Genomic DNA, 13,117 nt, shown 5'->3' with positions numbered 1-13,117 from the left:
TCCTGGGAGACTGCCCCCGTGGTGGACATGGGTCGCGAGGAGTTCGAGGACGCCGTCGCCGACGCCCTCGACGAGATCCCCGAGGAGCTGGCCCGCGCCATGAGCAACGTCGTGGTGCTCGTGGAGGACGACCCGCCCGAGGGGCTGCCGCCCGACCTGCTCGGGCTGTACGAGGGCACCCCGCTGACCGAGCGCGGCACCTGGTGGGCGGCCGGTGCCCTGCCGGACCGCATCACCGTGTTCCGCCGGCCCACCCTCGCCGTCTGCGGCGACCGTGAGCAGGTGGTCGCGGAGGTGCGCGTCACCGTCGTGCACGAGGTCGCCCACCACTTCGGCATCGACGACGCACGCCTGCACGAGCTCGGCTGGGCGTGAGGCGCGGCGGCTCACCGGCCCACGGCCCCCGCGACCCGGTCGGCGGGGGCGGGGGCGGTGGCGTCAGTAGCGGAAGCCGCTGACCAGCTGGTGCAGGGCGGCGGCGGCCTGCGAGACCTCCTGGGCGCTCGTGGCGGTGTGCCCGGCGCCGACGGTGGTCTCGGTGGCGGTGGCCGCGATGCCGGAGATGTTGGCGGAGATCTCCTGGCTGCCGCTGGAGACCTCGGTGACGTTGCGCACCATCTCCGAGGTGGTGGCGGACTGCTCCTCCACGGCCGCGGCGATGGTCGACTGCAGGGCGTCGATGCGCGCGATGACCTCGCTGATGCCGGCGATGGCGCCTGCGGCGGCCGAGGCGTCGGCCTGGGTGGCGCTGACCCGGCCGGTGATCTCCTCGGTGGCGCGCGCGGTCTGCTGCGCCAGCTCCTTGACCTCGCCGGCCACGACGGCGAAGCCCTTGCCCATCTCCCCGGCGCGGGCGGCCTCGATGGTGGCGTTCAGCGCCAGCAGGTTCGTCTGCTCGGCGATGGAGGTGATCAGCTTGACGACCTCGCCGATCTCGCGGGAGGAGGCGGACAGGCGCTCCAGGGTGGCCGAGGCGTCGGCGGCGGAGGTCACCGCGGCGCTGGCGACCTGCGAGGCCTCGGCGGTGGAGGAGGCGATCTCGCGGATCGCGGCGCTCATCTGCTCGCCCGCGGCGGCGACCGTGGCGATGGAGACGGAGATCTCCTCGGTGGCCGTCGAGACCACCTGCGACTGCTGCGCGGACTCCTCTGCACCGGAGGACAGCTGCGTGGCCACGGCGTTGAGCTCCTCGGAGGAGGACGCCAGGGTGGTGGCGTTGCCCACCACCTGGCCCATCACCTCGCCCAGGCGTGCGGTGGAGCGGTCCAGCGCCTGCGCCATCACCCCGACCTCGTCGCGGCTGTCCAGGCCGACGCGCTGGTCCAGGCGCCCCTCGGCCAGGCCCTCCACGACCGCCACCACGCGCGCCAGCGGGCGCGAGACGCTGCGGGCGATCACGACGGCGATGCTCACCGCCAGGGCCAGCGCCAGGGCGGTGGTGGTGGTGATCAGGGTCAGCGCCGCGTCGTAGGCCTGCTGGCCCTCCTCCGAGCGGGCGGCGGCCGCGACCTCCTCCCGCTCCTGCATGGCGTTCATCTCGGCGTTGATCTGCTCGCTGAGCGGCGTCGCGGTCTCAGCGCGCTGGGCGATGAACGTGGCCAGGTCGCCGGCCGCCGCCACGGGGACGAGGTCGTCGCGGGCGACGCGCCAGTCGGCCAGGTGGGTCTCGAAGGCGCGCAGCTGCTCGGCGCTCTGCACCGGCTCGGTGCCCAGGTACTCCGTCCACGCGGCGTCCAGGACGTCGTCGTTGCCGGCCATCCGGTCGGTGATCCTGGCCCGGCCGGCGGCGTCGACCTGCAGGGCCAGGTCGGCGAGGTCCTTGGCGGCGATGTTGAAGCCGTTCTGCGTCATGTCCAGGGCGTGCACGGAGACCACGCCCTCGGCGTACATCGCCTCCAGCCGGTCCTGCGCGCTGCGCAGCTGCACCACGCCGACGACGCCGACGGTCAGCAGCAGCGCGGCCACCACGCCGAAGCCGGCGAACAACTTGGCGGCGACCCTCAGGTCACGCAGGTACCTCATGATCAATGTCCCGTTCCACGTCGGGCCACGCCCCACGGGCACCCGCCCGCAGCGGGTGGCTGCCGGTTCAACCGCTTCGCTGTCCCGGGGGTCCATCGACACGTCGCCGCCCCCGCTTGAGCCCCGGGGCGACCTCCGCGCCGCCCCTGCACCCGACCCGGGGCGCGGCTCGTCGCGCCGGAGCGCGGTCAGCCCCCCGCGGTGCTGGGCGCGGCGACGGCGAGCTCCACCTGCTCGGCGCTCACCGGCCGGGCGTACAGGTACCCCTGGGCCAGTCCGCAGTTCAGCGCGCGCAGCGTCCCCGCCTGCTGCTCGGTCTCGACGCCCTCGGCGATGACGTCCAGGCCGAGGCTGCGGGCCAGCTCCACGATGGTCGCCACCAGCGTGGTCGCCGACCCGCCGCCGGTGAGGTCGCCGACGAAGGACCGGTCGATCTTGACGATGTCCACCGGCAGCCGGCGCAGGTACGACAGGCTGGAGTAGCCGGTGCCGAAGTCGTCGATGGCGATGCGCACGCCCAGCTCGCGCAGCCGCTCCAGCCGCGCGGCGGTGCCGGCGAAGTCGTCCACCAGCAGGCTCTCGGTGATCTCCAGGGTGAGCTGGCGCGCCGGCAGGCCCGAATCGCGCAGCGCGCCGGCGACCACGTCGACGACCTCGTCGTCGGCGAGCTGGAGCGCGGACAGGTTCACGCCGACGGTGAGCGGGCGCCCGTGGCTGCGCGACCACCGCGCCACCTGGTGCACGGCCGTGCGCAGCACCCACGCGCCGATGGCGACGATGTGGCCGCTGCTCTCGGCCAGCGGCACGAACTCCAGCGGCGGCACCGTGCCCCGCACGGGGTGGTGCCAGCGCAGCAGCGCCTCGAAACCCTCCGTCGCCCCACCGGCCAGCTCCACCGTGGCCTGGTAGTGCACCTGCAGCTCACCGCGCTCCACCACGCCGTTCAGGTCCTCCAGCAGGTGCGCGCGCTCGGCGGCCGCCCGCCCCATCGTCGCCGCGTAGGTGACGGCGCGGTCGCCACCGCGCTCCTTGGCCCGCTGCAGCGCCAGGTCGGCGTTGCGCAGCAGCTGCGCGGTGCCGCCCTCGGGGCACTGCTGCGCGCCGATGGTGGTGCGGTCCGCGACCCCCGCGCTGGCCTGCACGGTCAGCTCCTGACCGCCGATCGACAGCGGCTCGCGCACGACGGTGAGGAAACGCTCGGCGGCACGGGTGGCGTTCGCGCCGTCCGTGCCGGCCAGGACCACGGCGAAGGAGTCGCCGTCCAGGCGCCCCACGCGGTCGCCGGCGCGGGCGTCGCAGCGGAGCCGCCGGGCGACGGCCCGCAGGACCTCGTCGCCGGCGGCGCTGCCGCGCGCGTCGTTGACGCTCTTGAACCCGTCCAGGTCCAGCAGCACCACCGCCGTCGGCCCGCCGTCGGCCAGCGCCCGGTCGAGGACCTCACCGAGCTGGGTGCGGTTGGCCAGGCCCGTCAGCGCGTCGTGCAGGCCCTGCTGCTCGTTGAGCCGCCAGGACGCCAGGTGCGCGCAGCTGGCGGCGAGGACGAAACCGGCGTGCAGCAGCGTCCACCGCCACGGGTGGGCCACCGCGTCGTGGTGGGCGTACACGCTGTGCGGGAAGAACGTGCCGAGCACCCCGTGGTGCAGCACGACGATGCCCAGGCCCACGCCGAAGGGCACCCAGTCCTGGTAGAGGGCGACGACGCCGACCATGACGAAGAAGTGGAAGTGCGCCTCGATGAGGCCGCCGGTGAGGTCCACGAGCACCGCCGACGTGGCGAACAGGCTGGCGGTGGCCGCCGCGGACCTGACCGCGCGGCTCCACCGCCGCGGCAGCGCGGCCGCGAGCGGCAGCACCGCCAGCGCCACGAGGGGCAGCACGTGCCCGGGCCGGTGGTCCAGCGCCAGGCCCAGGGGGAACATGGCCAGGGCCTGCGCCGCGGCCAGGGCCAGGATGGCGCGGTGCCGCGGTCCCCACACCCCGGCCGGCAGGCGGCGCCCCTCCGGCAGCAGCGCCGCCGCCGCCCGCAGTGCCCGCCGCACGGTCCACCTCACACCTCCCCGCGTCGGCCGCCGGGCCGGCGGGGTTGAGCGGGGGTGCCCCGGACGGCGGAATCGAGCGGCGGCGCGAGGGGTTGAGGAACGAGTGATCGTCGACCTCCTGAGCTTCGAGATGGCCCGCACGGATTTCGGCGAGCGCCGCTTCAGCGACGCCGCCACCGCTCTGGAACCGCTGCTGGAGCGCAACCCCGACGACCGTGCCCTGCGTGAGCTCCTGGCACGTTCCTACTTCGGCGCTGCGATGCTCGGCAAGGCGGAGGAGCAGGCCCGCGAACTGGTGCGCCGCGCACCCTCCGACGGGTACGCCCACCTGCTGCTGGCCCGCAGCCTGGAGCGGCAGAGCCGCACCGCCGAGGCGCGGGGACACCGCGTCATGGCGCACGTCCTGGGCGCCGACGGCTGACGCCCCCGGGCGCTCAGACCAGCGGCACCAGGTCGCGCACGGAGTCCACGACGCGGTCCGGGCGGAACGGGTACCGCTCCACCTGCTCCGCGCGCGTGGAACCCGTCAGCACCAGGAAGGTGCGCAGACCCGCCTCGATGCCGGCGACGACGTCGGTGTCCATGCGGTCGCCGACCATCGCCGTGGTCTCCGAGTGCGCGGAGATCCGGTTCATGGCGGAGCGGAACATCATCGGGTTCGGCTTGCCGACGAAGTACGGCTCGGCGCCGGTGGCCCGCGTGATGAGCGCGGCCACCGAGCCGGTCGCCGGCAGCGGCCCCTCCGCGGAGGGGCCGGTGGCGTCGGGGTTGGTGGCGATGAACCGCGCCCCGCCCTCGATGAGCCGGATCGCCCGCGTGATCGCCTCGAAGGAGTAGGTGCGGGTCTCGCCGAGCACCACGTAGTCCGGGGACGTGTCGGTGAGGATGAACCCCGCCTCGTGCAGCGCGGTGGTCAGGCCGGACTCGCCGATGACGTACGCCGAGCCGCGCGGCATCTGCCGGGCCAGGAAGTCCGCGGTCGCCAGCGCGGAGGTCCAGATGGACTCCTCCGGCACGCTGATGCCGCTGCGCGCCAGGCGGGCCGCCAGGTCGCGCGGGGTGAAGATGGAGTTGTTCGTCAGCACCAGGAACCGCCGGCCGGTGTCGGCCAGGCGCTGCAGGAACTCCGCCGCACCGGGCAGGGCGCGCTCCTCGTGGACGAGCACGCCGTCCATGTCGGTCAGCCAGCACTCGATGCCGCTGTCGGTGCCCGCGCCGGGCTGCACGTCCGGTGCGCCCCCCTCGGTGACCGCGTCCTCGCTCACGCCGCTCCTCCTCCGCTCCGGCACCGCCGGTGCTCCAGCTCAGTGGTCCAGCTCAGTGGTCCAGGCCCGCCAGCACGGTGGCCGTCCCGGACAGCCCCAGCCGGGTCGCGCCCGCGTCGAGCAGCGCCAGCGCGCTCGCGGTGTCGCGGATGCCGCCGCTGGCCTTGATGCCGAGGCGCCCGCCGACGGTGGCCGCCATGACCTGCACGGCGTGCACGCTCGCGCCGCCGGTGGAGTGGAACCCGGTGGACGTCTTGACGAAGTCGGCGCCGGCGGCCTCCGCGGCGCGGCACACCTCCACGAGCGCGTCGTCGGGCAGGGCCGCGGACTCCACGATGACCTTCAGCACGCCGGGGGCGGGCACGGCCGCCCGCACGGCGGCGATGTCGGCGCGCACGGCCTCGAACTCACCGGCCAGCGCCGCACCCACGTCGATCACCACGTCGACCTCGTGGGCTCCGTCGCGCACGGCCGCTGCGGCCTCGAACGCCTTCACCGCGCTGGTGTGCTTGCCGGACGGGAACCCGCACACGGTCGCCACGACGAGGCCCTCGACGGCCTCGCCGCGGGCGACGGTGAGCATCGGCGGGGACACGCAGATCGCCAGGACCCCCAGCTCGCGGGCGTCCGCGCACAGCGCGAGGACGTCGGCCGCGGTCGCCTCGGGCTTGAGCAGGGTGTGGTCGACGAGGCGGGCGACGTCGCGGCGGGTGCGGCCGGGGGGCGTGGCGGTGGTCACGGTGGCGAGTCTGCCACCGGCCCCGCCCGGCCCGCCCGGCGCGTCAGCCGGTGGTCGTGCCGCGCCCGTCGCCCCGGCTCCCGGTGCGGGCCCCCCGCAGCTCGGGCGCGGTGACGAGGCGGTCCCGCCCGCCGGTCTTGGCGGCGTACAGGGCCTCGTCGGCACGGCGCAGCACGGCGGCGGGCTCCTCGGTGCCGTCCCAGCGGGCCACGCCGATGGAGCAGGTCTGCCCGTGGGGGACCACGGAGCGCAAGGCGTCGACGCGCCGCAGGGTCCCGTCCCGCTCGCGCGAGAGCAGCAGGACCGCGAACTCCTCCCCGCCCCAGCGGGCCAGGAACCCCTCCCCGGCCAGGGCCTCGCCCCAGGCCGCGGTGGCGGACTTCAGCAGCTCGTCGCCGGCCTGGTGCCCGCGGGTGTCGTTGAAGGCCTTGAAGCGGTCCAGGTCCAGCAGCGCCACGTGCAGCTCCTCGCCGGTGCGGGCGGCCGTCGCGCAGGCGCGGGAGAGCTCGTGGTCCCAGGTGCGGCGGTTGGCGGCGCCGGTCAGCGGGTCCGTGCGGGCCAGGGCGGCCAGTTGCACGGCCTGGCTGCGCACCTGCTGCAGCAGGTCCCAGATGCGGGCGACGACCAGGGCGATGAGCAGCACCGAACCCACGGCCAGCCAGGCGGTGGGGGTGGTGCGCCCGGTGAGGGTCAGGACCACGAGGACCAGCGAGGGCAGCACGGCGGCCACCGCCAGCAGCACCAGGCGCGGCACGGTGAGCCCGCGGTCCTCGACGGGTTTCTGCTCCGTCAGCCGGGAGGCGGACTCGCTGGTCGCGGCCAGCGCGTACAGCACGTAGAAGGACTGCCACAGCAGGTTCATCCACAGCGGGGTGTCGTCGCCGCCGTCGACGAGCTGCAGGACGTTGTGGCCGACGTCGGCGGCGAGGGTGGCGGCCGTGCCGCCGGCCAGCAGCCAGAACGCCCTGGTCCGCGCGCCGGGTCCGGTGACCATGCGGGCGAGCAGGAACACCCAGACCACGTCGGCCACCGGGTAGGCGGTGCTCAGCACGCGCACCAGGGCGGTCTGCGTGGTGTCGGTGGCGATGGGCAGCACGACGAAGACGCCGAAGAGGGTGGCGGCGCTGAGCGTCACGATGCTCGCGTCGAGCAGGCTGCCGCGGTGGCCGCTGCCGCCGCGCTGGCGGTTCAGGCTCAGCAGGCCGACGGTCACCGGCACGTACGCCAGCAGGTAGACGGCGTCGGCGGCGGTGGGCCAGGTCTCGTTGCCCGCCAGGTCGAGCGCGGCGAAGAGGACCTCCCCCAGCAGGTACATCCCCTGGGCCAGCAGCAGCCACTGCCACGGGCGGCGCCGCGCCTCGGGGACCCTGCGCACGGCCGCGGCCGTGAGGGCGACGGCCGCCAGCACGGGCACCAGGTAGAGCAGGGTGCCGGCGCGGGTGCCGCCACCCGTCGCGGCGGTGGCCACCGCGCACAGCGGCAGGGTCGCCACCGCGGCGGCCGCGGCGACGGCCGCCGCCCCCGACGCCGCCCGCGGCCGCGCCGGGCCCACCGTCCCGTCCTGCATCACCCCCTTCGGTTCGGCGGTGGCACCACCGTCCTGGAGCCCGGGGGCCGGCGCGTCACACGGGTGGCCCACCCGCTGCCGCCCGGCCGGGGCGCGGGGGAGCGCCGGGTGCGCGGGTTAGGCTCGTGCCCGTGGTGAGCATCCCTGGCCTGAAGCCCGTGCTGGACCGCCCGAGCGCGCCCTCGACGGGACCGGTGCGCACGACGGCCCGGCTGACCGGCTGGGGTCGCACGGCACCGACCACCGCGACCGTCCTGCGCACGCAGGACCTCGACGTGATCGCCGAGGCCGTGCGCACCGCCGGCCCGCGCGGCGTCATCGCCCGCGGCCTGGGCCGCAGCTACGGCGACCCGGCGCAGAACGCCGGCGGCCTGGTGATCGACATGACGGCGCTGGACCGCATCCACGACATCGACGTGGACGCCGCCGTGGCCGACGTGGACGCCGGCTGCTCGCTGGACAAGCTGCTGCGCGCGGTCGTGCCGCACGGGCTGTGGGTGCCGGTGCTGCCGGGCACCCGGCAGGTGACCGTCGGCGGCGCCATCGGCGCCGACATCCACGGCGGCAACCACCACACCCAGGGCACCTTCACCCGCCACGTGCTCTCGCTGGACCTGCTCACCGCCGACGGCGAGGTGCGCACCCTCACCCCCGACGGCCCGGACCGCGAGCTGTTCCTGGCCACCACCGGCGGCATGGGCCTGACCGGCGTGGTGCTGCGCGCGAAGATCCGCCTGGACCGGGTGGAGACGTCCTACTTCATCGCCGACGTCGAGCAGGCCCCCGACTTCGACGAGATGCTCGAGCGGCTGACGAAGAACGACGAGAAGTACACGTACTCCAAGACGTGGTTCGACTCGGTGACCAAGGGCGCGCACATGGGCCGCGGCTTCCTGCTGCGGGGTTCCTCCGCGAAGCTGGACGACCTGCCCGCGAACCTGCGCAAGGACCCGCTGAAGTTCGACGCCCCGCAGCTGGCGACCTTCCCGGACGTCTTCCCGCCGGGGATGCTCAACCGGCTGACGGCCAAGGCGCTCAACGAGTTCTACTACCGCAAGGCCCACACCCAGCAGGGCGTGGTGCAGAACATCACGCAGTTCTACCACCTGCTCGACCTGTTCGCGGACTGGAACCGGGCGTACGGCCCGCGGGGTTTCCTGCAGTACCAGTTCGTCGTGCCGATGGACCGGACCGACCTGCTGAAGGCCAGCATGGAGGCCATCGTCGAGTCCGGGCACATCTCCGCCCTGAACGTCCTCAAGCGCTTCGGCGAGGGCAACGACGCGCCGTTGTCGTTCCCGCGCAAGGGCTGGACGCTGGCGGTGGACCTGCCCGTCAAGCCCGGCCTGGACGCCCTGTGCGACCGGCTCGACGAGATGGTCCTTGAGGCCGGCGGCCGGCTGTACCTGGCGAAGGACTCGCGCACCACCGCCGACCGCTTCGCGCAGATGTACCCGGACCTGCCCGCGTGGCGGAAGGTCCGCGACGAGGTCGACCCCGAGCGCAAGTTCGCCTCCGACCAGTCGCGGCGCCTGCAGCTCGTCGAGGGCTGAGGGCTCTGCCGTGGACGCCGCCGCGGCCCCGGCGCTGAAGGAGTGGGGAGCGGTGGTGCACGCCCTGCTGCAGGGCCGGCAGGCGCTGTTGCTGCGCAAGGGCGGCATCCACGAGAAGCGCTTCAGCGTGGGCGCCTCCCGGTTCGTGCTGTTCCCCACGGTCGCGCACAGCCACGCCGAGTCGGTGCGGCCCGAGCACCGCGACCTGCTGCCGCTGGGCGCTGCCGACGCGGCCGAGGACGACGGCGAGGAACTGGTGGTGCGCGCCGGGGCGGAGGTCGTGGCCGTCGTCCCCGTGGCCCGCCCGGAGGGGGTGGAGGAGCTGGAGGACCTGCACGTGTGGACGAGCGCGTCGGTGCGCTCCTCCCGCGTGGACTTCCGCCCCCGCCACCAGCTGACCGCGCTGGTGGTGCGGGCAGTGGAGCTGCCCGAGCCCGTCCGGCTGCTGCGCCGCCCCGAGCACCGCGGCTGCACGAGCTGGGTGGAGCTGGACGTGCCGTGGCCGCGGGGCACCGGCCGGGTCGTGCACGACGAGGAGCACCTGGCGGCGGTGGAGGCGGCGGTGCGCGAGCGCGTCGGCTGACGCGCCCGGGCCGCTCAGCCCTTCGGCAGCTCCCGCAGCCAGCGCTCCGCCTCGGCGAGCGTCAGGACGGGGCCGTTCTCCCCGAAGGCGATGCGGGCGTCGGGAGCCCCCGGGCGACCGCTCGTCAGCAGGTAACCGGGGTGCCGCGCCGTCGGCGCCTCCAGCGTCCAGCCCTTGGCCTTCGCCGTGCGGCGCAGCGCCTCGAAGCGCTCCTGCTCCTCACCCGACACGGGTGCACCCCTCCTCCAGCTGCCCGCGGGCGGCGAGGTCCCCGGTGCGCACGCCCCCCGTCCGGCCGGTCCGGCACTCGCCGCTGACGTCGGGTCCCAGCGTAACCAGCGCGGGGGTCACCGGGGCCGCCGCGCTCGCCACCCGGTCCGCTCCCGCCGGGTGCGGCCGGCGGCACCCGTCGTCGGGATCGGCCGCCCGCCGCTCAGAACGCATCCCCGGTGCGCCGGTCCATCTGCTGCAGGACGAGGGTGTCGCCGTCGGGATCGGTGAGCTGGGCGTGCCTCACGCCACCGCCGAGGTCCTGCACGGCTCCGACGTCGAGACCGCGGCGCTGCAGCTCGGCGCGGGCCCGGTCGACGTCCTCGACCACCAGGTGCAGGCCGCGCACGGAACCGGGGACCGTGCCGGTGAGCTGCTCCAGGCCGCTGCTGAGCAGGATGGAGCAGGCCGAGCCGGGCGGTGTCAGCTGGACGATCCGCACGCCCTCGCGGGGCCGGGTGTCGACGTCGGTGTGGAAGCCGATCGTCTCGTAGTAGGCCCTGGCGCGGTCGACGTCCCTGACCGGGACCGGCACGAGTTCGAGCTTCATGTCCATCGTGGGCTCCTGTCGGCTCGCGGCCGGTGGTCGGGGAGTGGACCTGTCCCGATCCGGCCTGCGCGGTGGCTGCGCGGTGGCTGTGCGGTCAGGTGGGACGACCGGGCGGGCCCGCCGGAGTCATCGGCCGCCACCGCGTCGGCGTCCGGGTGCGGCGTCCCGGCGACGCCTCCGCCGACGTGACGGCGCCGGTCGCGCACGTGCGGCCCTCGCCCTACGCCCCGCGGGGCGGCCGAGCGGCCGGGTCGTCCCCTGGGCCCAGCGCCGCCGCCCACGCCTCGCGCGTCGTCGTCACCGCCCGGCCGGTCGCGGCCGCCTCGGTGATCGCGGCCGCGACGAGCTGGTCCTGGGCCGCGGCCGCCAGCGGGTAGGGCGCCGGTCCCGCACCGCGCGCCCACGCCGCCGTGCGGGTCAGCACGGTGGCCACCGCGATCTCCTCGTCGGACAGGCGCTCGCCCGGGAACGGGTTGCGGTGCAGCACTTCCCCGTCCAGGGAGAGGTGGTCCAGGGCGAAGCCCTGCACGTCCTGGGCCAGGCCGGTCTGGCGGCGCACGATCGTCGACTCCACCACGGTGGTCGCGTCCACGAGCCGCACGACCCGGTCGTCGGTGATCTCGCCGCGTCCGCCGCGCACCACCAGCCGTCGCGCCCGCAACGGGTTGCGGGTCTGCGTCTCGGTGAAGTCGTACAGGCCGCCGCGGCCGTCACCCGCGTCCAGGACGGCGACCGTGGAGGTGGTGGGGTGCGTACCGGTGTCGCCCGTCCAGCCGCCGCGGTCCACGGGGTTCGCGAGCGGGGACGTGCGCGTCACCGCCACGACGCGCAGCGGTTCGGCGCGCAGCCCGGTGAAGGCCCGGACCAGCGCGACGGCGTGGTGCAGCTGCGTGGAGGAGACCTGCACGTCGCCCACCGCGCCGATGACCCCGCGGCGCACGACCTCCAGGCGTGCGGCGTTCGCGGGGTTGGAGGGGTACTGCTCGGCGACCTGGACCCGCCCGCTCGCCCCCACCTCGTCCCACAGCCGCCGCAGTGCCGCGACGTCCGCGCCCGGCGGGGTCTCGGCCAGCACGGCCGCACCGGCGGCCACCAGTTCAGGCACGAGCCGCGCCCCCGCGGCCGGCGGCGCGGTGGTGACGACGAACTCCGGGCGCGTGGCCAGCAGGCCCTCGGTGCCGGTCACGACCGGCGGCCCGAAGCGGCGGGTCACCTCCCCGGCCGAGCCGGGGTCGCGGGACAGGACCGCGGTGACGTGCAGGTGCTGCGGCAGGCGGCGGGCCAGGCGCAGGAGCATGCCCGCGCGGTAGCCGGTGCCGACGAGCGCGAACCGCGCGGGCCCGCCGGGGCCCGCGGCGCTCACACGCCCACCGTGGAGGCCCGCACCACCAGGCGCGTCGGCATCGTCGTCGTCCCGGCGACCCGGTTCCCGGCGACGGCGTCCAGCAGGAGTTCCCCCGCCCGGCGCCCCATCGCCTCCAGCCCCAGCGCGACCGTCGTCAGCGGCGGGCGCGAGGCCAGGGCGATGACGTCCCAGTCGTCGAAGCCCACGACGGCCACGTCGTCGGGGACGCGGCACCCGGCGTCGCGCAGCCCGTCGCACACCCCGCGGGCGATCTGGTCGCTGCCGCAGGTGATCGCGTCCACGTCGGGGTGGCGTCGCAGCAGCACGTCGGCGGCCAGGCGGCCCCAGCGCTCGCTCCAGTCACCGTGCAGCGGCTCGCTCACCAGGTGCCCGCCGGCCTCCGCGACGACCGCGTCGCGGCGCACCACGGCCGCGTGGTGGTCGGCCGGCCCGGTCACGTGGGCGATGCGGCGCCGGCCCAGGTCCAGCACGTGCCGGACGGCCGCCGCGGCCCCGCCACCCTGGTCCACCACGAGGCTCGTGTCGGCGGGGTCCTGCGAGGGGGTGAAGGCGTACACGACCGGCAGGTGGTCGGGGGCGGCGACCGGCGGGCGGGGTTCGGTCCGCCGGCCGGTGACGATGATCCCGTCCACGCGCCGCGCCAGCAGGGTGCGCAGGTAGTGCTGCTCGCGCAGCGGGTCGTCGCGGCTGTCGCACAGCAGCACGACCATCTCCCCGGCACCCAGGGTGTTCTCCGCGCCCAGCATCACCGGGATGGAGAAGCGGCCGAAGCTGTCGGTGGTGATGAGCCCCACCGTGTAGCTGCGCCCCGAGGACAGCCCGCGACCCAGCGAGTCGGGGGTGAACCCCAGCTGCTCGGCGGCGCGGCGCACGCGCTCGCGGGTCTCGGCGCGCAGCTGCCCGGTGCCGTTGAGCGCCTTGGACGCGGTGCCGGGGGAGACGCCCGCGAGGGCGGCGACGTCCACGATCCGCGGTGGGGCGCTCGTCCCCGGAACGCTCGTTTCCGTCATGCCGCGCCTCCTCGTCGTCGCCGGGCGCCGTACCCGGAGCGGGGATCCTCGACTGTACCTCCCTTGACGGTGCCGACCAGGGGTCGTAGCGTGCGCCGCAGAAAACGTGTTCCGTCGTTTCCGGCGGAAGCGGCGGACGACTCGACGGAGAGC

The 13,117-nt window shown here is 75.4% G+C and carries 13 protein-coding genes; 4 read left to right on the top strand and 9 right to left on the bottom strand.

All coding sequences use genetic code 11. The features are described 5' to 3' along the window. Window positions 1–27: 27 nt before the first annotated feature. On the top strand, window positions 28–375 hold the full coding sequence (locus ACRYR8_RS05425) for a metallopeptidase family protein (RefSeq protein ID WP_432483085.1): 348 nt from the start codon (window positions 28–30) through the stop codon (window positions 373–375). A 63-nt stretch (window positions 376–438) separates the two neighbouring features. On the opposite strand, the gene ACRYR8_RS05420 is transcribed toward ACRYR8_RS05425, so the two are convergent. Further along, window positions 439–2,022, bottom strand: a complete 1,584-nt coding sequence (locus tag ACRYR8_RS05420) for a methyl-accepting chemotaxis protein (protein ID WP_432483058.1) — start codon at window positions 2,020–2,022, stop codon at window positions 439–441. Window positions 2,023–2,210: 188 nt separating this feature from the next. Beyond that, a complete protein-coding gene (locus ACRYR8_RS05415; protein ID WP_432483057.1) occupies window positions 2,211–4,073 on the bottom strand; it encodes a putative bifunctional diguanylate cyclase/phosphodiesterase in 1,863 nt (620 codons plus the stop codon). Window positions 4,074–4,164: 91 nt separating this feature from the next. Here ACRYR8_RS05415 and ACRYR8_RS05410 point away from each other — a divergent pair, with 91 nt between their 5' ends. Then, on the top strand, window positions 4,165–4,482 hold the full coding sequence (locus ACRYR8_RS05410; protein ID WP_432483056.1) for a tetratricopeptide repeat protein: 318 nt from the start codon (window positions 4,165–4,167) through the stop codon (window positions 4,480–4,482). A gap of 13 nt (window positions 4,483–4,495) precedes the next feature. On the opposite strand, the gene ACRYR8_RS05405 is transcribed toward ACRYR8_RS05410, so the two are convergent. From ACRYR8_RS05405 to ACRYR8_RS05395, 3 genes are all read right to left on the bottom strand, one after another. Beyond that, on the bottom strand, window positions 4,496–5,236 hold the full coding sequence (locus ACRYR8_RS05405) for an HAD-IIA family hydrolase (protein WP_432483084.1): 741 nt from the start codon (window positions 5,234–5,236) through the stop codon (window positions 4,496–4,498). A 142-nt stretch (window positions 5,237–5,378) separates the two neighbouring features. Beyond that, on the bottom strand, window positions 5,379–6,065 hold the full coding sequence (gene deoC, locus ACRYR8_RS05400) for a deoxyribose-phosphate aldolase (RefSeq protein ID WP_432483055.1): 687 nt from the start codon (window positions 6,063–6,065) through the stop codon (window positions 5,379–5,381). A gap of 43 nt (window positions 6,066–6,108) precedes the next feature. Continuing rightward, a complete protein-coding gene (locus tag ACRYR8_RS05395) occupies window positions 6,109–7,632 on the bottom strand; it encodes a GGDEF domain-containing protein (RefSeq protein WP_432483054.1) in 1,524 nt (507 codons plus the stop codon). Window positions 7,633–7,793: 161 nt separating this feature from the next. Between ACRYR8_RS05395 and ACRYR8_RS05390 the strand changes: the two genes are divergently transcribed. Further along, window positions 7,794–9,185 carry a decaprenylphosphoryl-beta-D-ribose oxidase gene (locus ACRYR8_RS05390; RefSeq protein WP_432483083.1) on the top strand — a complete coding sequence of 464 codons (1,392 nt, stop codon included), beginning with the start codon at window positions 7,794–7,796 and terminating at the stop codon, window positions 9,183–9,185. A 10-nt stretch (window positions 9,186–9,195) separates the two neighbouring features. Then, the gene (locus tag ACRYR8_RS05385) at window positions 9,196–9,768 is read left to right on the top strand and encodes a DUF1802 family protein (RefSeq protein WP_432483053.1); all 573 of its coding nucleotides are present in this window, start codon (window positions 9,196–9,198) and stop codon (window positions 9,766–9,768) included. A 14-nt stretch (window positions 9,769–9,782) separates the two neighbouring features. Here ACRYR8_RS05385 and ACRYR8_RS05380 read toward each other — a convergent pair whose 3' ends face one another. The 4 genes from ACRYR8_RS05380 to ACRYR8_RS05365 form a co-directional block, all read right to left on the bottom strand. Next, window positions 9,783–9,998 carry a hypothetical protein gene (locus ACRYR8_RS05380; RefSeq protein ID WP_432483052.1) on the bottom strand — a complete coding sequence of 72 codons (216 nt, stop codon included), beginning with the start codon at window positions 9,996–9,998 and terminating at the stop codon, window positions 9,783–9,785. Between the two features lie 203 nt (window positions 9,999–10,201). Then, window positions 10,202–10,594: a VOC family protein gene (locus ACRYR8_RS05375; protein ID WP_432483051.1), complete on the bottom strand. Its 393-nt coding sequence runs from the start codon at window positions 10,592–10,594 to the stop codon at window positions 10,202–10,204. 214 nt (window positions 10,595–10,808) lie between these two features. Next, window positions 10,809–11,951: a Gfo/Idh/MocA family oxidoreductase gene (locus tag ACRYR8_RS05370; protein WP_432483050.1), complete on the bottom strand. Its 1,143-nt coding sequence runs from the start codon at window positions 11,949–11,951 to the stop codon at window positions 10,809–10,811. Further along, complete coding sequence (locus ACRYR8_RS05365) at window positions 11,948–12,964, bottom strand: LacI family DNA-binding transcriptional regulator (RefSeq protein WP_432483049.1); 1,017 nt, start codon at window positions 12,962–12,964, stop codon at window positions 11,948–11,950. Before ACRYR8_RS05365 ends, ACRYR8_RS05370 begins: the two co-directional genes overlap by 4 nt. Window positions 12,965–13,117 lie beyond the last annotated feature (153 nt).

Origin of the sequence: Kineococcus esterisolvens (genome assembly GCF_050871405.1) — a bacterium.
Lineage (GTDB): Bacteria > Actinomycetota > Actinomycetes > Actinomycetales > Kineococcaceae > Kineococcus.
Note: the sequence above shows the minus strand (reverse complement) of the source record. Positions and strands in the feature narration are given on the sequence as shown.

Excerpts from the sequence above, each read along its gene's own strand:
- ACRYR8_RS05425 (WP_432483085.1), top strand. The coding sequence starts at position 28 with ATGGGTCGCGAGGAGTTCGAGGACGCCGTCGCCGACGCCCTCGACGAG.
- ACRYR8_RS05420 (WP_432483058.1), bottom strand. The coding sequence starts at position 2,022 with ATGAGGTACCTGCGTGACCTGAGGGTCGCCGCCAAGTTGTTCGCCGGC.
- ACRYR8_RS05405 (WP_432483084.1), bottom strand. The coding sequence starts at position 5,236 with ATGGACGGCGTGCTCGTCCACGAGGAGCGCGCCCTGCCCGGTGCGGCG.
- ACRYR8_RS05395 (WP_432483054.1), bottom strand. The coding sequence starts at position 7,632 with ATGCAGGACGGGACGGTGGGCCCGGCGCGGCCGCGGGCGGCGTCGGGG.
- ACRYR8_RS05375 (WP_432483051.1), bottom strand. The coding sequence starts at position 10,594 with ATGGACATGAAGCTCGAACTCGTGCCGGTCCCGGTCAGGGACGTCGAC.
- ACRYR8_RS05365 (WP_432483049.1), bottom strand. The coding sequence starts at position 12,964 with ATGACGGAAACGAGCGTTCCGGGGACGAGCGCCCCACCGCGGATCGTG.